This is a genomic window from Micrococcus sp. CS26 (assembly GCF_055522295.1).
Map to the genome: position 1 here is coordinate 63,250 of NZ_JBVFVY010000010.1, position 18,399 is coordinate 81,648.

The 18,399-nt window shown below is 72.5% G+C and carries 17 protein-coding genes; 14 read left to right on the plus strand and 3 right to left on the minus strand.

Annotation, left to right across the window (positions count from 1 at the left end):
* Positions 1-11: 11 nt before the first annotated feature.
* Positions 12-1,223, minus strand: a complete 1,212-nt coding sequence (rlmC, locus tag ACZ1IK_RS06395; RefSeq protein WP_182488571.1) for a 23S rRNA (uracil(747)-C(5))-methyltransferase RlmC — start codon at positions 1,221-1,223, stop codon at positions 12-14.
* Positions 1,224-1,233: 10 nt separating this feature from the next.
* A complete protein-coding gene (locus ACZ1IK_RS06400) occupies positions 1,234-1,842 on the minus strand; it encodes a HEAT repeat domain-containing protein (RefSeq protein ID WP_020628173.1) in 609 nt (202 codons plus the stop codon).
* Positions 1,843-1,962: 120 nt separating this feature from the next.
* Here ACZ1IK_RS06400 and ACZ1IK_RS06405 point away from each other — a divergent pair, with 120 nt between their 5' ends.
* From ACZ1IK_RS06405 to ACZ1IK_RS06470, 14 genes are all read left to right on the plus strand, one after another.
* A complete protein-coding gene (locus ACZ1IK_RS06405; protein ID WP_036384550.1) occupies positions 1,963-2,937 on the plus strand; it encodes an acyl-CoA thioesterase in 975 nt (324 codons plus the stop codon).
* A gap of 24 nt (positions 2,938-2,961) precedes the next feature.
* On the plus strand, positions 2,962-4,230 hold the full coding sequence (locus ACZ1IK_RS06410) for a phospholipase D-like domain-containing protein (protein WP_465098402.1): 1,269 nt from the start codon (positions 2,962-2,964) through the stop codon (positions 4,228-4,230).
* 301 nt (positions 4,231-4,531) lie between these two features.
* Positions 4,532-5,935: an MBL fold metallo-hydrolase gene (locus tag ACZ1IK_RS06415; protein ID WP_036384546.1), complete on the plus strand. Its 1,404-nt coding sequence runs from the start codon at positions 4,532-4,534 to the stop codon at positions 5,933-5,935.
* A gap of 34 nt (positions 5,936-5,969) precedes the next feature.
* The gene (locus ACZ1IK_RS06420) at positions 5,970-6,563 is read left to right on the plus strand and encodes a rhodanese-like domain-containing protein (RefSeq protein ID WP_052007121.1); all 594 of its coding nucleotides are present in this window, start codon (positions 5,970-5,972) and stop codon (positions 6,561-6,563) included.
* Positions 6,564-6,569: 6 nt separating this feature from the next.
* A complete protein-coding gene (locus ACZ1IK_RS06425) occupies positions 6,570-7,352 on the plus strand; it encodes a sulfite exporter TauE/SafE family protein (protein ID WP_080696032.1) in 783 nt (260 codons plus the stop codon).
* Between the two features lie 72 nt (positions 7,353-7,424).
* On the plus strand, positions 7,425-7,700 hold the full coding sequence (locus tag ACZ1IK_RS06430) for a metal-sensitive transcriptional regulator (RefSeq protein WP_044659303.1): 276 nt from the start codon (positions 7,425-7,427) through the stop codon (positions 7,698-7,700).
* Positions 7,701-8,221: 521 nt separating this feature from the next.
* A complete protein-coding gene (locus tag ACZ1IK_RS06435; protein WP_465098403.1) occupies positions 8,222-9,979 on the plus strand; it encodes an ABC transporter ATP-binding protein in 1,758 nt (585 codons plus the stop codon).
* Positions 9,976-12,081: an ABC transporter ATP-binding protein gene (locus tag ACZ1IK_RS06440; RefSeq protein ID WP_135040224.1), complete on the plus strand. Its 2,106-nt coding sequence runs from the start codon at positions 9,976-9,978 to the stop codon at positions 12,079-12,081. The genes ACZ1IK_RS06435 and ACZ1IK_RS06440 overlap by 4 nt, the downstream gene beginning before the upstream one ends.
* 372 nt (positions 12,082-12,453) lie before the next feature.
* Positions 12,454-12,624 carry a hypothetical protein gene (locus ACZ1IK_RS06445; RefSeq protein ID WP_020621742.1) on the plus strand — a complete coding sequence of 57 codons (171 nt, stop codon included), beginning with the start codon at positions 12,454-12,456 and terminating at the stop codon, positions 12,622-12,624.
* A gap of 13 nt (positions 12,625-12,637) precedes the next feature.
* Positions 12,638-13,384, plus strand: coding sequence for a hypothetical protein (locus ACZ1IK_RS06450; RefSeq protein ID WP_227717954.1), 747 nt, complete (start codon positions 12,638-12,640; stop codon positions 13,382-13,384).
* Entirely contained in the window at positions 13,381-14,436 is a 1,056-nt protein-coding gene (locus ACZ1IK_RS06455) for a hypothetical protein (protein WP_020621740.1), read from the plus strand. Before ACZ1IK_RS06450 ends, ACZ1IK_RS06455 begins: the two co-directional genes overlap by 4 nt.
* Positions 14,433-15,119: an ABC transporter ATP-binding protein gene (locus ACZ1IK_RS06460; RefSeq protein ID WP_216882638.1), complete on the plus strand. Its 687-nt coding sequence runs from the start codon at positions 14,433-14,435 to the stop codon at positions 15,117-15,119. The genes ACZ1IK_RS06455 and ACZ1IK_RS06460 overlap by 4 nt, the downstream gene beginning before the upstream one ends.
* 16 nt (positions 15,120-15,135) lie before the next feature.
* The gene (locus ACZ1IK_RS06465) at positions 15,136-16,230 is read left to right on the plus strand and encodes a permease (RefSeq protein ID WP_020621738.1); all 1,095 of its coding nucleotides are present in this window, start codon (positions 15,136-15,138) and stop codon (positions 16,228-16,230) included.
* 63 nt (positions 16,231-16,293) lie between these two features.
* Entirely contained in the window at positions 16,294-17,805 is a 1,512-nt protein-coding gene (locus tag ACZ1IK_RS06470; RefSeq protein WP_020621737.1) for a SulP family inorganic anion transporter, read from the plus strand.
* Positions 17,806-17,815: 10 nt separating this feature from the next.
* Here the strand turns inward: ACZ1IK_RS06470 and ACZ1IK_RS06475 are convergent, their stop codons facing one another.
* The gene (locus tag ACZ1IK_RS06475; protein ID WP_020621736.1) at positions 17,816-18,229 is read right to left on the minus strand and encodes a VOC family protein; all 414 of its coding nucleotides are present in this window, start codon (positions 18,227-18,229) and stop codon (positions 17,816-17,818) included.
* Positions 18,230-18,399 lie beyond the last annotated feature (170 nt).

An 18,399-nucleotide genomic window follows, 5' to 3' on the forward strand; every position in this document is an offset into this window, starting at 1 on the left:
CCCGGCCCCCGTCACCGCCGGGTCAGCAGCGTGAGCACCTCCGCGTGCCGGGTCTGGGGGAACATGTCGAACACCTGCACCCGCGCCACCCGATAGCTCGGCATCCGGGCCAGGTCCTGCGCGAGCGTCGCCGGGTTGCAGCTGGAGTACAGGACGGTGGGCACACCCGAGTCCTCCAGCGCGTCCGCCAGCTCGGCGCCGATGCCCCGCCGGGGCGGATTCACGACGACGGCGTCCGGGCGGGGCCGCCGTTTCTTGAACGAAAGCGCCTCCGGAGCCCGCCGTTTCTCGAACGAAAGCGCGGAGGTGGCGTCGCCGGCGGAGAAGCGCGCCCGGTCGGCCAGGCCGAGCTCCGCGGCCGTCTCCCGGGCCGCGGCCACCGCCTCGGCGGAGGACTCCATGCCCCACACGTCGCGCACGCCGGCCCGGGCCAGGTGGAACGCGAACCCGCCCACCCCGCAGTACAGGTCCCACGCCGACGCCGGCACACCGCCCTCGGCGACCCACGCCGCCGCCGTCGCGTACAGCCCCTCGGTCACCGCGGTGTTCGTCTGGAAGAACCCCTGCGGGCGCAGCCGCAGGCCGATCCCGTTCAGTTCCATCCGCAGGGTCGGCCCGCCGGCGAGCACGATCTCCTCGTCGCCCTCGGGCAGGGCCACGTGCTCGGGCAGCAGGTTCGCGCTCACCACGGCGGCGGGTGTCCCGCGCGCCGCGAGGTCATCCAGCAGCCCCGGCACCGCCGCGCGCAGCGCGTCCAGCCGGTCGGCGGAGCGCAGCACGAACCGGACCATCGCCTCCCGGTCGGGGGAGAGCGTCACGATCACGTTCTTCAGCTCGCCCGTGCGGGCGGCGACGTCGTAGGGCTCCAGCCCGGCCGCCGTCACCGCCGCCGCGCACGCCTCGAACACGCCCTCCATGCCGGCCTCGTACAGGCCGCAGTCGCGCAGGTCCACGCCGGCGCCGTCGTGATGGCGGGGGTGCTGCCGCGGGTCCAGGATGCCCAGCCGCGGCGCCGCCGCCGACCCCGTGACCACGAGCTTCGCCTTGTTCCGGAACCCGGCCTCCGCGGAGGCGAACGGCTCGGCCACGACCGTGTCCGCATCGAGCGCGTCCGCCAGCGCGGCCAGGACCGCGGCCTGCTTGTCCGCGAGCTGCCGGGCGTACGGCACGCCCATCAGTGGGCAGGAACGGCACTCGCCGACGTCGAAGTGGGGGCACTGCACGGGCGTCGCCTCAGCCCTCGAGGCTGACCCGCAGGCCGGGCCGGTCCAGGCGGATCGCGAGCTGCTCGAGGGCCAGCTCGGCGGCCGCGGCCAGGTCCGCGTCCACGTCCATCACCATGCCGGTGAGCACGGGCAGGGCGGACTCGAGGTCCTCGGGGCGGGCGAGGGCACCCAGTGCGGACGCGGCCGACGCGCGGACCTCCGGGTCCGGGTCGGCACAGCCGGCCCGCACCGCGTCCACGAGGGTGCGGTCGACGGCGGCGTCGCGGCGCAGCGAGCCGGCGCGGGAGGCGAGCACGAGGTGGGCCGCCGAGCGGACGTCCGCCTCGGGGGCGGTGAGCGCCCCGGTCAGGGCGGGCAGCGCGCTGCGGTGCCACGCGTGCATCAGGGCCAGGGCGCCGGTCGCGGCGGGGCTGAGGTCGCCGTCGTCGCCGGTGAGGGCGCGGGCGGCGCCCGAGGTGACGTCATCGGGAGTGGCCGCGCCGGTCATCAGGCGCACCGCCAGCCCGGCGACGGCGGCCTCCCCGCGCTCGGCGACGGCGGCCTCGGTGCGGCGGCGCAGGCGGTCGTGCGGGGTCTGGGGCTCCGCGGGCAGGGGGAGACGGTCGAAGGCGGTCATGGGTCCATTGTCCCCCGTGCACGGACCCGCTTGGGGCGCGGCCGAGAGGTTCCCCGCAGACTCCTGGACGGGGCGTGACCGGCCGCACAGGGCCCGGACTCGGGTGATACGTTCGACGGCATGAGACCACCCGGAGCCCTCGCCCTTGAATTCCGGGCGGACAGCTTCGACCATCCCACCGGCCTGGTGGACGCCGGCACCGTCATCTCCTGGATCGAGAAGGCCGGCTACGCCGTCGCGGCGAGCTGGGCCGGGACGTTCGTGCGTGCCCGCTACATGGGGCACACCCAGTTCCGCCACCCCGTGCCGGTGGACCGCCGTGCCGTGGTGCAGGCGCGCGTGGTCCACACGGACGGCGCCGAGGTGCACGTCCAGACCCGCCTGCTGCTGCCGGAGATCCGCGACGACGACGGCGACCCCGTGGTCGCCACCTCGTCCCTCGTGGTCTACGCCGCGGAGGAGGACGGGGTGCGCGTGACCGTGCCGGTCTGGGAGCCCTCGACCCCCGGCCAGATCGAGCGCGACGAACAGGCCCGCCGCTCCACCGTGGCCCGCCGCGCCGTCGAGCGTGGCATGGCCCGACTGCCGTTCCCCGCGCCCGGGGAGGCCCCCGAGGAGATGAGCACCCTCGCGTTCCTGGCCCCCAACGCGGAGGCCACCGTGGGCGGCACCATCAATGCGGGCGCGATCCTGCGCTGGGTGGACGAGGCGGCCGCCGTCTGCGCCGCCCGCTGGACCGGACATGAATCCGTGGTCGCGGTGTTCGGCGGCGGTGTGCGCTTCGTGCGGAACATCCACGTGGGCGACCTCGTGCGCGTGGAGGCCCTCCTGGTGAACACCACGGAGCGGTCCATGCATGTGGCGCTGCGCGTCTACGCGAGCCGACGCACCGGGGCGGAGTCCCGCCTGGTGGCACACTCGATCGCCGTCATGGTGGACGTCTCCGCGGAGGACCAGGCCCAGCGGGTGCGGCAGTACATCCCCGAGAGCGAGAGCGCCCGGAGGCTGCAGGAGACGGCGATCGAACTCGTGCGCATGCGCTCCGAGGTGAGCGCGGCCTGGACCGAGATGCGCCGCTCGACCGATCCGCGCTGACGGGGCCCTGAGTAGACTGAGCGAATGCGTCGACCGTCCCTGCCGTCCCTGTCCCGCCTGCCGGTCCGTCGTCTCCTCCGGGGAGCGGCCGTGGCCGCGGGCGTCGGTCTCGTGGGACTGCCGCTGACGGTCGCCGCCGGGCTCACCGGCGTGGACATGGTCAAGCGCGGCGGCCGAGTGCGCCGACCCGCGCCGAACCCCGGCGTGTTTGACGCCCACGTGGAGGGCTCCGAGCTGCGCATCTTCACCTCGGGTGAGGACCTCTACAAGGAGATGATCGCCGCGATCGACGGAGCGCAGCGGATCATCAAGTTCGAGACCTTCATCTGGAAGGACGACCCCACGGGCCAGCGGTTCATGGACGCCTTCAACCGGGCGGCCGCGCGCGGCGTGGAGGTCTACGTCTCCTACGACGGGTTCGGGAACCTCGTGGTCCCGCCCCGCTTCTACCGTCAGCTGGACCCGCGCATCCACGTGTTCCGGCTGCCGGCCTTCGCCCGCCCGATCTGGCGAGGCGTGGTCCGGCACAGCGGGTTCAACCACTCGAAGATCATGGTGGTGGACGACGAGGTCGGCTTCGCCGGCGGCTTCAACATCGGCGACGACTACGCCCGCCTGTGGCGGGACACCCACGTGCGTGAGCGCGGCCCGGCGGTGTGGGCGCTGGGCCAGTCGATCTCCATCAAGTGGAACGCCCACCACCGCGCGGGCGAGCAGATGTCCTGGCGCCCCCCGGACACGTGGGACCCGCGCGTCACCGTGGCCGCGAACCAGCCGCCGCTCCTGGTCTACCCGATCCGGCTGAGCTACCTCGACGCCATCCAGCGGGCGCAGCACCGCATCCTCATCAACACGCCGTACTTCATCCCGGACCAGCAGGTCCTCGAGGCGCTGCTGCACGCGGCCCGGCGCGGGGTGGACGTGCAGGTGATGGTGCCGGAGGACTCCAACCACATCGTGGCGGACTGGGCCTCGCGCGGCTTCTTCGGGAAGATGCTCGAGGCCGGCATCACGATCCTGCTGTACAGGGCCAGCATGATCCACGCGAAGACCGCCACCGTGGACGGCATCTGGTCCACCGTGGGCTCGGCCAACGTCGACCGCCTCTCCCTGGGCTTCAACTACGAGTCCAACGTGGTGGTCGTGGACCGCGACTTCGCCGCCCGGATGGAGGAGATCTTCGCTCTCGACGCCCAGCGGGCCGTCCGGATCGACACCCCGCGCTGGAAGGACCGTCACCGCCTCGCCCGCGTGGTCGAGGTCCTCCTGGTCCCGCTGCGTCCCCTGCTCTGAGGGGCCCGGGCGCTGAGCCAGACGTTTCTGCGGTTCTGACGCCCGATCCGCAGCAGAATCATCTGGCTCACGCCCCCCGCCGCGTGAGCCAGACGTTTCTGCCGTTCTGACGCCCGATCCGCAGCGGAATCATCTGGCTCACGCCCCCTGGCGACGTCTCCCGACCGTGCCGTCCCTTCCCGTCGCCGCCCGGGCTCACCCTCTCTCTTGCATACCCCTGGGGGTATACCCTACGCTCGTTCTCGACATACCCCAGGGGGTATCGGATGGACATCGAGACCCCCCGACCCGGAGGAGAACCATGCTGCTCGAGCGCATCTACGACGAGGACCTCGCCCAGGCCAGCTACGTGATCGGCTGCCAGGCGAAGAACGAGGCGATGGTGGTGGACCCCCGCCGCGACATCCAGGTGTACCTGGACCTGGCCGCCAAGAACGGCATGACCATCACCCACGTGACCGAGACCCACATCCACGCGGACTACCTCTCCGGCACCCGCGAGCTGGCCCACGCCACCGGCGCCCAGATCCACCTGTCCGGCGAGGGCGGCGAGGACTGGGCCTACGGCTTCGAGGGCAACCTCCTCAAGGACGGCGACACGGTGACGCTCGGCAACATCACCGTCGAGGCCGTGCACACCCCGGGCCACACCCCCGAGCACCTGTCCTTCCTCGTCACCGACGGCGCCTTCGCGGACGCCCCGGGCTACATGCTCACCGGCGACTTCGTGTTCTCCGGCGACCTCGGCCGCCCGGACCTGCTGGACGAGGCCGCCGGCGGCGTCGACACCCGCTTCGAGGGCGCCCAGCAGCTCTTCGCCTCCCTCAAGGCGAAGTTCCTGACCCTCCCGGACCACGTGCAGGTGTTCCCGGCCCACGGCGCCGGCTCCGCCTGCGGCAAGGCACTCGGCGCGCTGCCCTCCACCACGGTCGGCTACGAGCGCAAGTACGCGTGGTGGTCCGACTACCTGAAGAACGACGACGAGCAGGGCTTCATCGACGAGCTGCTCGACGGCCAGCCCGACGCCCACGCCTACTTCGCCCGCATGAAGCGCCAGAACAAGCAGGGGCCAGCCATCCTGGGCGAGCTGCCCGAGCTCGAGGAGCTGGACGCCGGGGGCGTGCAGGCGACGCTCGCCGAGGGCGCCGTGTTCGCGGACACCCGCGGTGTGGACGAGATCCTCGCCGGCACCGTGCCGGGCGCGCTGGCCTTTCCGTCCCGCGGCAAGGTCGCCACGCACGCCGGCTGGGCCTACGACCCGGAGAGCGACGACGCCGCCCTCGTCCTGCTCGCCGAGGACCGCGAGGACGCGCACACGATGCGCGACCACATGATCCGCGTGGGCGTCGACGCCGCCGCCGCGTTCACCACCTCCGTGGACGGCCTCACGTTGGAGCCGGTGCCCACCGTGCAGGCCGACGAGCTGCGGTCCCGCATCGAGGCCGGCGAGGTCGGCGCGGAGCAGGACACCGTGCTGGTGGACGTGCGCAACAAGACCGAGTTCTCCCACGGCACCGTGGCGGACGCCCGGCAGCTGAACGCCGGCAAGGTGCTCTTCCACCAGGAGGAGCTGCCGAAGGACAAGACCCTGGTGACCTTCTGCCAGTCCGGCCTGCGCAACATCGTGGCCGCCCAGGCGCTGCGCCGCGCCGGGTTCGACGTGATCGAGCTCGAGGGCAGCTACGCCGCCTGGCAGCAGTCCTGACACACCCCCAGACCAACCCCGAGGAGCCCCTCCCATGAGCGTCACCCTGTCCCCCGTCGCCCCGCGCGACCTGAAGGCCGAGCTGGCCGCCCGCCCCGACGCCGTCGTGCTGGACGTGCGCACCCCCGGCGAGTTCGAGACCGAGCACATCGCCGGCTCCTACAACGTGCCGCTGGACCTGCTCCAGGAGCACGCGGACGAGGTCGCCGCCCGCCTGGACGGCACCGCGGTGCTCGTCTGCCAGTCCGGCAGCCGGGCCGGCACCGCCCAGGACCGTCTGGCCCAGGCCGGCTTCACCTCCGCGCGCGTCCTGCAGGGCGGCATCTCCGCCTACGCCGAGGCCGGCGGCGAGGTCGTCCGCAGCGGCAACCGCTGGTCCATGGACCGTCAGGTCCGCATGACCGCCGGGTCCATCGCGCTGGTCGGGGCCGTGGCCTCCCAGGTCGGCTCGAAGCGGTTCGGCCTCATCCCCGCCGCGATCGGCGCGGGCCTGTCCTTCTCCGCCGTGTCCAACACGTGCGCCATGGCGTCCGTGCTGGCCAAGATGCCGTGGAACCGCCCCGCGCAGGAGCGCTCCGCGGGCGACGTGATCGGCCGCATCCCCACCGGCGCGGGGAAGCGGAGCTGACCCGTGATGTGGATCGTCCTCGCCCTGGCCCTCGTGGTCGGCCTGCTGCTCGGCCTCATGGGTGGCGGCGGGTCGATCCTGATGGTGCCCCTGCTGACGTACGTGGCCGGCCTCGAGCCGAAGCAGGCCATCGCGGGCTCCCTGTTCGTGGTGGGTGTGACCTCGCTGGTCTCAGTGCTGCTGCACTCGCGGCACGGCACCGTCCGGTGGCGCACCGGCCTGATCTTCGGCGCGGCCTCGATGGTGGGTGCCCTCCTGGGCGGCGTCGTCGGCGGCTTCCTGCCGGGGACCCTGCTGCTGATCGCCTTCGCGGTGATGATGCTCTTCACGGCGTGGGCCATGATCCGGCCCAAGAAGACGCAGCCGGCGGCCGCCCCCTCAGTGGAGGCCTCGGCTGACGTCGAGCCCCGCCGCCACCCGCTCGGGAAGATCCTGCTGGAGGGCGTCGTCGTCGGCTTCGTCACGGGCATCGTCGGCGCCGGCGGCGGGTTCCTCGTGGTCCCTGCGCTGGTCCTGCTCGGCGGCCTGCCGATGTCCGCTGCGGTGGGCACGTCCCTGCTGGTGATCGCCATGAAGTCCTTCGCGGGCCTCGGCGGCTACCTGACCAGCGTGACGCTGCCGTGGGACCTGCTGCTGTGGGTCACCGGTGTGGCCGTGGTCGGTGCGCTGATCGGCGTTCCGCTCATGAAGCGGGTCCCGGAGAAGGCGCTGAAGAAGGGCTTCGGCTGGTTCGTGCTGGCCATGGGCCTGGTGATCCTCGTCCGGGAGCTCATCGGTCTCCTCGTGTGACATCCGGCGACGTCGCCGGATACCCCTGGGGATATGATTCCCCTCCCCGCCACCGTGACAAAGGAGGTCGCCGTGCGCACCGCCGACGCCGAGACCCAGCGCAAGATCCTCAACCGCCTCAAGCGGGCCCGCGGCCAGCTGGACGCCGTCATCCGCGAGGTCGAGGGCGAGGGTCGCTGCAAGGACGTGGTCACGCAGCTCTCCGCCGTCTCCACCGCGCTGGATCGCGCCGGCTTCGCGGTCGTCTCATCCGCCATGCAGTATTGCCTCGCCGACCCCGAGAAGGCGGAGGACGAGGAGAAGCTCACCGTCGCCGAGCTCGAGAAGCTCTTCATGACCCTGGCCTGACCGGCCACCCCGAAGCCCCCTCGCCGAAAGGATCCCTCATGTGCCGTCCGGCGCGCTGACCCGTCTGCCGCAGGGCCACCTGGGCCGGATGCGGCCGGCACGTCGAGTCCCTCAAGGCCGTCGTCCCCGCGGCGCAGTGGTGCGATGGCCGTCACCCTGATGCCGAGCGCGACGCAGCCCGCGCGGGCCGTGCCGGGGCCGCAGGGTTCTTCGCGAGGCTCTTCGGGCGCTGAGCCAGGCGTTCCGGGGGCGTGAGCCAGATGTTCGTGCTGTTCTGAGGGACCCTCAGCCGCGGAAACGTCTGGCTCACGCCCCCCGTCTGGCGTCGCTCAGTCCTCGTGCGGGTCCGCCAGCGGGTGGTTCGGCAGCCGGCTGTCCGGGGTGCGCCCGCGGCGTCCGACGACGACGGCTGCTGCCCGACCTCCTCGCCCGCGGCTGGGGCACAATGAACCCGGCCCACGTCGGCCCACCTCACTGCAGCCCACGCGGCCGCGCGCCCATCCCGACTCCCTGGGAGCCCCATGCTCTGGACCCTGCTCCGCCGTCACGGCCGGCGCTATCGCGGCGCCGTCGCGGCCGTCGTCGTGCTGCAGCTGATCAGCACGCTGGCCATGCTGTACCTGCCCAGCCTCAACGCCCGCATCATCGACGAGGGCGTGGCCCGCGGCGACACCGCCCGCATCTGGGACCTCGGCCTCGTGATGCTCGGCGTCGCGCTGGTGCAGGTGGTCGCCGCGATCGCCGCCGTGTGGTTCGGCGCGAAGGCCTCGATGGGCGTCGGCCGGGACCTGCGCCGCGCCGTCTACACCCGCGTGGACGCGTTCTCCGCGGAGGAGCTCGGCCGCTTCGGCGCCGCGACCCTCATCACGCGCGGCACCAACGACGTCAACCAGGTCCAGATGCTCACCCTCATGGCCCTGAACTTCATGGTGGCCGTGCCGATCATGGCGGTCGGCGGCATCATCATGGCCATCCGCGAGGACCCGGGCCTGTCCTGGCTCGTGTGGGTCTCCGTGCCGGTGCTGCTGGTGATCGTGGCGTGGATCGTCGCGCGTCTCATGCCGCTGTTCCAGCGGATGCAGGACAACATCGACGACGTCAACGGCGTGATGCGCGAGCAGATCCAGGGCATCCGCGTGGTCCGCGCGTTCGTGCGCGAGCGCCACGAGGCGCGCCGGTTCACGGACGCCAACGCCGCCCTGACGGAGACGTCCGTGCGGATCGGCCGGCTGTTCGTGCTGCTCGGCCCGGTCATCACGATGATCCTCCACCTCGCCACCGCCGCCGTCCTGTGGTTCGGCGGCCAGCGCGTGGACGCGGGGCTCGTGCAGGTCGGCGCGCTCACCGCGTTCATGCAGTACCTGCTGCAGATCCTCATGGCGGTGATGATGGGCACCTTCATGATGATGATGCTCCCGCGCGCCGTGATCTCCGCGCGCCGCATCGGCGAGGTCCTGGACACCGTCCCCACGCTCGGCGAGCCGGCCCGCCCGGTGAGCCCCGCGCGTCGCGACGGCGCCGTGGAGCTGCGCCACGTCACCTTCCAGTACCCCGGCGCCGAGGCGCCGGTGCTCGACGACGTGAGCTTCGCCGTCGCCCCCGGCACCACGACGGCGATCATCGGCTCGACCGGCTCCGGCAAGTCCACGCTGATCAGTCTGCTGCCGCGGCTGTACGACGCGACGTCCGGCGAGGTGCTCGTGGACGGCGTGCCGGTGACCGACCTGGCCCGGGCCGAGCTGACCGAGGCCGTGGCCCTCGTGCCGCAGAAGCCGTACCTGTTCTCCGGCACCGTGCGGGAGAACATGCAGTTCGGGGCCCCGGACGCCTCGGACGAGCGCATCTGGGCGGCCCTCGAGACGGCCCAGGCCGCCGACTTCGTGCGCGCCCGCACCACCGGCAAGGGAGAGGCGGCGGCTTCCGGTCTGGACTCGCGGCTGTCTCAGGGCGGCACGGACGTCTCGGGCGGCCAGCGCCAGCGCCTGTCCATCGCGCGTGCCCTCGTGGCCGAGCCGCGGGTCCTCGTGTTCGACGACTCATTCTCCGCCCTGGACGTCACCACCGACGCGCGGCTGCGGGCGGCGCTCGACCGCGCGGCGGCCGGGGTGACCCGGATCGTCGTCGCCCAGCGGGTGGCCACCATCACCGACGCCGACCAGATCATCGTGCTGGACGAGGGCCGCGTGGTCGGCCGCGGCACCCACGCCGAGCTGCTGGCGGACAACCAGACCTACCGGGAGATCGTGGACTCCCAGCTGACCGCGGAGGACGTGGCATGAGCGAGCACCTGACGGACGAGGAGATCCTCGAGATCCAGGAGCAGGGCGCCACCGACGACTGGGGCGGCGGGCCGGCCCGCAAGGCCAAGGCGTTCTGGCCGTCCGCGAAGCGGCTCATGAGCCTGTTCCGCACGGAGAAGCTGGGGCTGGCCGTCGTCGCCGTCACGGTGCTGGTGGCCGTGGTGTTCAACGTGTGGGCGCCGCGCGTGCTCGGCCGGGCGATGGACGTGATCTTCGGCGGCGTGGTCTCCGCGCAGATGCCCGGCGGGCTGAGCCGCGAGCAGGTCATCGACGGGCTGCGCGCCCAGGGCGAGGACCAGGCCGCGGAGATGCTCTCCGGCATGGCGTTCACACCGGGCGAGGGGATCGACTTCACCGAGCTGGGCCGGCTGATCCTGATCGTGCTGGCCATGTACCTCGTGGCCCAGCTGTTCATGTGGCTGCAGGGCCGCGTGCTCAACGACCTCGTGATGCGCCTCGTGTTCCGCCTGCGCGAGGACATCGAGGCCAAGATCAACCGGCTGCCGCTGAGCCACTTCGACCGCGGGCAGCGTGGCGACCTGCTCTCCCGCACCACCAACGACGTGGACAACGTCCAGCAGGCCCTCCAGCAGGCGTTCGCCTCGCTCGTGTACTCGGCGCTGACCGTGATCGGCATCGTCGGCATGATGTTCTGGCTGTCCTGGCAGCTCGCGCTCATCGCCCTGATCGCCCTGCCGGTGGCCGGTGTGGTGGTGGGCGTGATCGGCAAGAAGTCCCAGGCGCTCTTCTCCGCGCAGTGGCGGGAGACGGGCCGGCTCAACGGGCACATCGAGGAGTCGTTCACGGGGCACGAGCTGGTGACCGTGTTCGGCCGTCAGCGGGACATGGCCGCGCGCTTCGACGAGCGCAACGAGGAGCTGTACGAGGCCGCGTTCACGGCGCAGTTCTACTCGGGGATGATCATGCCGATCATGCAGTGGGTGAACTGGCTGGGCTACGTGGGCATCGCGGTGGTCGGCGGCCTGCGCGTGGCCAACGGGCAGATGACCCTCGGCGCCGTGACCGCGTTCATCCAGTACTCGCGCGAGTTCAACCAGCCGCTTGGGCAGATCGCCGGCATGTCCAACATGCTGATCTCCGGCGTGGCGTCGGCCGAGCGCATCTTCGAGCTCCTCGACGAGCCGGAGGAGACCCCCGACGGCACCCCCGCCCGCACCCCCGACGGCACTTTCGTTTGGGAAACGGCGCCCTCCGAGAGCGCTTTCGTTCGGGAAACGGCGCCCTCCGCCATCCCCGGGCCCGACGGCGTCGCCCACCTCCCGCGCCCGCTGCGCGGTCGCGTGGAGTTCGAGCATGTGCGCTTCTCCTACACGCCGGAGAAGCCGCTCATCACGGACCTGAACTTCGTGGCGGAGCCGGGGCAGACGGTCGCGATCGTCGGGCCGACCGGTGCCGGCAAGACCACCCTGGTCAACCTGATCATGCGGTTCTACGAGGTGGACGGCGGGCGGATCCTGCTGGACGGCGTGGACACCCGCACGGTCAGCCGCGGCGAGCTGCGCGCCGCCACCGGCATGGTGCTCCAGGACGCCGTGCTCTTCGGCGGGACCATCCGGGAGAACATCCGCTACGGCCGACTCGACGCCACGGACGAGGAGGTCGTCGCGGCGGCGAAGGCCACCTACGTGGACCGTTTCGTGCACACCCTGCCCGACGGCTACGACACCGTGATCGAGCAGGACGCCGCCAACGTGTCCGCGGGCGAGCGGCAGCTCATCACCATCGCCCGTGCGTTCCTGGCCCAGCCCTCGCTCCTGATCCTGGACGAGGCCACCTCCTCCGTGGACACCCGCACCGAGGTGCTGGTCCAGGGCGCGATGGCGGCGCTGCGCTCGGACCGCACGAGCTTCGTGATCGCCCACCGCCTCTCCACCATCCGGGACGCGGACGTCATCCTCGTGATGGAGGACGGCGACATCGTGGAGCAGGGCTCGCACGATCAGCTGCTGGCCGCTCGCGGCGCGTACTTCCGGCTGTACAGGAGCCAGTTCCAGGGCGGGGAACAGGCGGAGGAGCAGGACGACGACGGCGCGCCCGCCGCGCGCGAGGACGCCCGCTGAGGCCGGGGCTGGATGGCGCCGGCGCCCAGCCACTGGCCGCTGGCGTCGCTGCGACACGGGACCACCCGATGACCTTCTCGATCCAGGTGCCGGTGAGTTTCACGAGCCCGCACCTCTCCGGAGCCGGAGGTGTACGGGGCTAGGGCGCGCGGCGGTGACGGGAGTATCGAAACCCGATCGTCGGGCCACCCCTGCCGGTGTGGCCGCGCTCATTCGTCCCCTGAGATTGCGCATCCGTCACGCGCAGGACCCTCTTGACTCCCTGGTGGGGCACGTCTGTGGACCGACCGAGAATTCTCTGGACACAGGGCGAGCACCTTCATAGAGTGTGACGCAGATCACGACTGAGCGTGAACCATAAGGAGGAGCGACATGGGTATGAAGCAGCGGATTTCTAAGGTCGGTGCCGGCGTGGCCGTCGCTGGACCGTTGGCCGTCTCCGGTGCGGTGCCAGCGCAGGCGCTGACGGACTCCGGTCGGCAGGACTGCAGCGCAGGACTCCTCCTGTCGGGCACCTACGGCTACTGCTACTACCCGTACTGACTCGCCGGCACCGATGACTTCATTACGCATTCCTGCGACGGCCGCCCTGGTGGCGGCCGTCGCCCTGACCCTCACCGGCTGCGTCGGTCGGGAGTCTGCGGGCCTCGGCGGTTCATCCACGGTCGCCGCTCCCCCCACCGCGACGGCCGAGAAGACCTGGGACGCCTCGCAGTGGGTTCCCACCGAGAGGATCGAACCCCTCCTGACGACGGAGGCGGAGAAGGAGCGCGCCTACCGTGAGCAAGTCGCGCGGCACGCTCAGGGGGCGGGAATGCCCGCGCCGCCTCAGGTGGAGCGCTCCGGGTGGTACGCCACGTCCCTCGAGTCGGACCGCATGGTGTCCACATGCCTGGCCGAGGCCGGGTGGCCGAACTCGGTCGGTCCGACCGGGGGAATTCAGATCGACACCCCACCTGAGTCCCAGAGGTCTGCTTTCGAGGCGGCCTACGTGACCTGCTACGCACAGCACCCGGTGGATCCGAGCTACACCCAGGACTGGACCGATCCGCAGCTCCGCCTCGTCTATGACTACTGGGACCAATACCTCATCCCGTGTCTCGAGGCCTACGGCTACACGGTCGACACCTCCGCGCGCCCCTCCAAAGAGGCATTCGTCTCCGCGTTCTACACTCCAGGCCGCCACCAGTGGTGGCCCTTCGCGGACAGCATGAGGGGCGTGTCGGCAGAACGCCAGGCCGAGGTCGCGCAGACATGCCCGGAGCTTCCGCCGCAGGATGTCTTCTGGGGGTCATCCGGATGAATCGCCCCGCCCGCTGGGCCGCCCTCGTCCTTGCGCTCGTGGCCGTCGCCGCGCTCGCCTTCTGGGCCGGCCGGGTCACGCTCACCCCTCCGGCTCAGGCCGAGCAGCGTCCGGCCGCGAGCGCCCTCGTCACCGTCGCCGAGCAGGAGCTCGGCCGCGTCATCACCCTCGGCGTCTCCGTGTCGCGCGAGCAGACGCCGGCGGCGGTGAACGCGCTGACCGGCGTCGTCACCCGGGCCGGAGAGTCCGGCGAGGTGGCTGCCGGGGAGGTGCTGTACGCCGTCGCCCAGAAGCCCGTGCTCGTCCTCCAGGGCGAGCTTCCCCAGTGGCGCCCTCTCGGGGAGGGCACTTCCGGCGACGACGTCGCCGCGTTCCAGCGCATGCTCGCCGCCACCGGCGCGAAGGTGGAGGCCACCGGCACGTGGGACGAGGCCACCGCGGACGCCTGGGACGACTGGCTCACCGAACGCGGCTACCCCGCCGCGGACACCGTGGAGCTCGGCCAGCTCGTGGTCCTCGACGCCCTCCCCGCGCCCCTCAGCGTGGACGCGAAGACCACCGCCGTCGGCACCACCCTCGCCGGCGGCGAGAACGTGGTGGCCCGCCCCGGCGACCAACCGGACTTCGCCCTCGAGGTCAACCAGGAGCAGGCCGCCCTCATCCCGGCCGGCACCCAGGTCACCGTGCCCCACGGCGAACACGAATGGAAGGCCGTCGCCGGCGAGTCCACCTCCGACGAGCAGGGCCTGATCCGCATCACCCTCACCGCCCCGGACGGCGGCGTGGTCTGCGGCGAGGACTGCGACACCCTGCCCGCCGACGCCACCACCTCCCTGCTCTCCCAGGTCAGCGTGGTCCCGCCCGTCTCCGGGCCCGTGGTCCCCGTGTCCGCCCTGCGCACCCAGCCAGACGGCGCCGCGACGGTCACGGTGGTCCGGGACGGCGCCGCGGAGGACCGCACCGTCACCGTCCTCGGCTCCGCCGACGGCCTCGCCGTCGTGGACGGCGTGGACGCCGGCGAGCAGGTGCGCGTGCTGAACGGCACCCGATGACGGGGCCCGCCACCCCGGGCACGCCCGCCGCCCCCGTCGTCCCCGCCGCCCTCGCCGTCGAGGACCTGCGCTTCGCCTACACCCGCGCCGCCGAGGAGCTGTTCGACGGCCTCACCCACGCGTTCACGCCGGGCGCCGTCACCGCCCTCACCGGACCCTCCGGGCGCGGCAAGTCCACCCTCCTGTACGTGCTCGGGCTCATGCTCACGCCCACCTCCGGAGTGGTGCGCCTCGGCGACGTCGACGCCTCCACCCGCCCGGACCGGGAGCGCTCCCGCCTGCGCGCCGCCTCCGTGGGATTCGTGTTCCAGGACTCGGAGCTGGACCCGTCCCGCCCCATCCTGGACTCCGTGGTGGAGCCCGGCCTCTACGCCGGGCTGGAGCGCCAGACGCTCGAGGACCGGGCACGGGCGCTGCTCGAGCGCTTCGGCCTCGCCCACCGCGCCGACCACCGGCCCGGGCAGGTCTCCGGCGGGCAGGCGCAGCGGGTGGCCGTGTGCCGCGCCCTCGTGAACGCGCCCGTCGTCGTCCTCGCGGACGAGCCCACGGGCAACCTCGACCCGGACAACGCCGGCCTCGTCATGGACGCCCTCGCCGATGCCGCCGCCGAGGGGCGCACCGTGGTGGTCGCCACCCACGACCCCGCCGTCGTCGCCCGCGCCGACGAGGTGGTGCGGCTGTGAACCGGGAGGACCGCCCATGAACCTGCGCACCCTGCTGCGTGAAGCCGTCACCGCCGCACGCACCTCTCCCGTGCCCTCCGCCCTCGTGCTGCTCGTGGTGGCCGCCATGTGCTTCGCCGCCGTGGCCACCGTGGGCAGGCAGGCCGCCACCGAGGCGGCCGTCGCCGCAGAGCTCTCCGGCCCCGGCGCCCGCGTGCTCACCGTCACCGACACCGGCGGCACCGGTTTCCTCACCGGCGCCACCGCGGCCACCCTCGCCGGACTCGACACCGCCGAGGCCGCCCTCGCCCGGGACTCGCCCATGGACGCCGTGAACACCGGGATCGGCCGGGGCGGCGCCCGCGTGGCCGTGACGAACGTGGTCGGCACCCTGGACCGTGGCATCGAGCTGACCCGCGGCCGCCTGCCCGCCCCCGGCGAGGTGGTGGTCCCCGAGGCCAAGCTCGCCGAGCTCGGCCTCGCCCAGCCCTCCGGAGCGATCGAGGCCACGGACGGCCGCCAGTGGGCCGTCGTCGGGGCGTTTCAGGCCCAGGACCCCTTCCAGGACCTCGACGGCTACGCCCTCACCGTCCCCGCCGCCCCGGACGCCCTCGTGATGCAGCAGGTCCGCGTCCTCGCCGCCGACACCGCCGGCACCCGCGCCATGCAGGAGGCCGCGCTCGCCGTGATCGACCCCGACCCGCGCGCCTCCTCCATCCAGACCGCCCGTGCCCTCTCCGCCGGCAACCAGGTGATCACCGGCGAGCTCGCCGGGCTCGGACGCTCCCTGCTGCTGCTGATCCTCGGAGCCGGCGCGTTCTTCGTGTCCATCGTGGTGCTCGCCGACGTCCTCATCCGCCGCCGCGACCTCGGCCGCCGCCGCACCCTCGGCATCGGCCGCGGAGACCTGATCCTGCTCGTGGCCGTGCGCACCGCCGTGCCTGCGCTGCTGGGCGCCGTGCTGGGCTCCGGAGCCGGGTACGCCGTCGTCGCCGGCCAGGGCGGGACGCTGGGGGTGGACTTCGTGGCGGCGGTGGCCGTGCTGGCCGCCCTCACCGCGCTGCTGGCCAGCCTCGCCCCGGCGGCGTTCGCCGCGTTCCGCGACCCCGTGCGGGTGATGCGGACGGCGTGAGGGGTGGCGGGCGGGCCCGCTCACCGGCGGGCACCCCGCCCGCGCACCGCTACCCTCGGGAGCATGCCCGCCTTACCCGCCGCGCCCCCGCCTGCCCTCACGCCGCTCCAGCGGCAGTCCGTCCTGCGCACCCTGCGCAGCCCTCGGCTGCTGGGCACGGAGGTGCTGGCCGCCGTCGTGGTGGCGCTCGCGCTGATCCCGGAGGCCATCGCGTTCTCGATCATCGCGGGCGTGGATCCGCGCGTCGGGCTGTTCGCGTCCTTCACCATGGCGGTGACCACGGCGATCGTGGGCGGCCGGCCCGCCATGATCTCCGCGGCCACGGGGGCGGTGGCGCTCGTCGTCGCACCGCTGTCCCACGCGTACGGGGTGGGGCACCTGCTTGCCGCGATCATCCTCGGCGGCGTCATCCAGATCCTGCTCGGCGTGTTCGGTGTGGCCCGGCTCATGCGGTTCGTCCCGCGCTCGGTGATGGTGGGGTTCGTCAACGCGTTGGCCATCCTCGTGTTCACCTCGCAGCTGCCCGAGCTGATCGGCGTCCCGTGGCTCGTGTACCCGCTCACGGCGTTGGCCCTGGCGATCGTGGTGCTGTTGCCGCGGCTCACCACGGCGGTGCCGGCGACGCTCGTGGCCGTCGTCGTGGTCACCGCCCTGGTGATGGCCGCCGGCCTGGCCGTGCCGCGCGTGGGGGACCGGGGCGCGCTGCCGGATGCGCTGCCCGTGCTCGGCCTGCCGGACGTCCCGCTGACGTGGGAGACCCTCCGGTTGATCCTGCCGTTCAGCGTCGGCATCGCGTTCGTGGGGTTGCTCGAGTCCCTGCTCACCGCGAAGCTCGTGGACGACATCACCGACACCCGCTCGGACAAGACGCGCGAGTCCTGGGGGCAGGGTGTCGCGAACGTGGTCTCGGGGTTGTTCGGCGGCATGGGCGGCTGCGCCGTGGTGGGGCAGACCATGATGAACGTCAAGGCGAACGGCGCCCGCACCCGGATCTCCACGTTCCTCGCGGGCGTGTTCCTGCTGGTGCTCGTGGTGGCCTTCGGCGGCTTCGTGGCGCAGATCCCCATGGCCGCGCTCGTGGGCGTGATGATGTTCGTGGCCGCCGCCACCTTCGATTGGCATTCGGTGCGCCCCGCCACCCTGCGCGCGATGCCGCGCTCGGAGACCGCCGTCATGGTCGTGACCGTGGCGGCCACGGTGCTCACTCACAACCTCGCGATCGGCGTGGGTGTGGGCGTGCTCGCTGCGCTGGTGCTCTTCGCTCAGCGCGTCTCGCGTCTGGTCACGGTGGTCCGCGAGGTCCACGACGACGGCGACGCCGTCACGTATCGCGTGCACGGCGCCCTGTTCTTCGCGTCCTCGAACGACCTCTACTCGCAGTTCGAGTACGCCCTCGACCCGCCGCGCGTCGTGATCGACATGAGTGCCGCGCACGTGTGGGACGCCTCCACTGTGGCCGCGCTCGACTCGGTGCTGACCAAGTACGCCCGGCACGGGATCCACGCCGAGGTGACGGGGCTGAACGAGGCCTCCGCGGCGATGCACGCGCGCCTCACCGGGCGACTCGGCGCCTGAGCCGGCGGGCTCAGGCGGTGACGAACTCCCACTGGTGCCCGTCCGGGTCGACGATCTCGCGGGAGTGCATGCCGGAGTCGGCCATCTCCTCGCGCAGGTCCTCGGGCAGGGGCACCTCGGCGGCGCCGAGCTCGATCGCCCGGTCCGCCAGGGCGTCCACCGCCGCGGCGTCGCCGACGGTCAGCGCCATGAGGGCGGAGTTGGTGGTGAGGCAGTCGGCGATCTCACGGTTGCCGATGAAGTCGGTGTAGTAGCCGGGGCTGAGGTACATCGCGTACGTCGACTCGGTGAGCTCGATGCACACCGAGTGCTCGTCCGAGTAGTCGTCCATTGCGGTGGCGCCCAGGGTCGTCCAGAACTCACGGATCCGCTCGGTGTCCGTCGTCGGGAGGTTGATGAACACCGGCTGGGAGAACAAGGCCATGGGGAGCACCGTAGACGAGGCGTTCGGCCCGCCGCCACCGCGCGCGTGTCGCGGGCGCGCGGGCGTGGCGTGGGCCACGGAGCCGCTCCCGACGACGGCGCCCGCGGCCTGGCGCGTCCGCCCCCGTTGGTAGCGTGGCCGCCATGAGCGTTCCTCCCTCTGGCCCGCCG

Excerpts from the sequence above, each read along its gene's own strand:
- ACZ1IK_RS06400 (WP_020628173.1), bottom strand. The coding sequence starts at position 1,842 with ATGACCGCCTTCGACCGTCTCCCCCTGCCCGCGGAGCCCCAGACCCCG.
- ACZ1IK_RS06405 (WP_036384550.1), top strand. The coding sequence starts at position 1,963 with ATGAGACCACCCGGAGCCCTCGCCCTTGAATTCCGGGCGGACAGCTTC.
- ACZ1IK_RS06410 (WP_465098402.1), top strand. The coding sequence starts at position 2,962 with ATGCGTCGACCGTCCCTGCCGTCCCTGTCCCGCCTGCCGGTCCGTCGT.
- ACZ1IK_RS06415 (WP_036384546.1), top strand. The coding sequence starts at position 4,532 with ATGCTGCTCGAGCGCATCTACGACGAGGACCTCGCCCAGGCCAGCTAC.
- ACZ1IK_RS06420 (WP_052007121.1), top strand. The coding sequence starts at position 5,970 with ATGAGCGTCACCCTGTCCCCCGTCGCCCCGCGCGACCTGAAGGCCGAG.
- ACZ1IK_RS06425 (WP_080696032.1), top strand. The coding sequence starts at position 6,570 with ATGTGGATCGTCCTCGCCCTGGCCCTCGTGGTCGGCCTGCTGCTCGGC.
- ACZ1IK_RS06435 (WP_465098403.1), top strand. The coding sequence starts at position 8,222 with ATGCTCTGGACCCTGCTCCGCCGTCACGGCCGGCGCTATCGCGGCGCC.
- ACZ1IK_RS06440 (WP_135040224.1), top strand. The coding sequence starts at position 9,976 with ATGAGCGAGCACCTGACGGACGAGGAGATCCTCGAGATCCAGGAGCAG.
- ACZ1IK_RS06445 (WP_020621742.1), top strand. The coding sequence starts at position 12,454 with ATGGGTATGAAGCAGCGGATTTCTAAGGTCGGTGCCGGCGTGGCCGTC.
- ACZ1IK_RS06450 (WP_227717954.1), top strand. The coding sequence starts at position 12,638 with ATGACTTCATTACGCATTCCTGCGACGGCCGCCCTGGTGGCGGCCGTC.
- ACZ1IK_RS06455 (WP_020621740.1), top strand. The coding sequence starts at position 13,381 with ATGAATCGCCCCGCCCGCTGGGCCGCCCTCGTCCTTGCGCTCGTGGCC.
- ACZ1IK_RS06460 (WP_216882638.1), top strand. The coding sequence starts at position 14,433 with ATGACGGGGCCCGCCACCCCGGGCACGCCCGCCGCCCCCGTCGTCCCC.
- ACZ1IK_RS06465 (WP_020621738.1), top strand. The coding sequence starts at position 15,136 with ATGAACCTGCGCACCCTGCTGCGTGAAGCCGTCACCGCCGCACGCACC.
- ACZ1IK_RS06470 (WP_020621737.1), top strand. The coding sequence starts at position 16,294 with ATGCCCGCCTTACCCGCCGCGCCCCCGCCTGCCCTCACGCCGCTCCAG.
- ACZ1IK_RS06475 (WP_020621736.1), bottom strand. The coding sequence starts at position 18,229 with ATGGCCTTGTTCTCCCAGCCGGTGTTCATCAACCTCCCGACGACGGAC.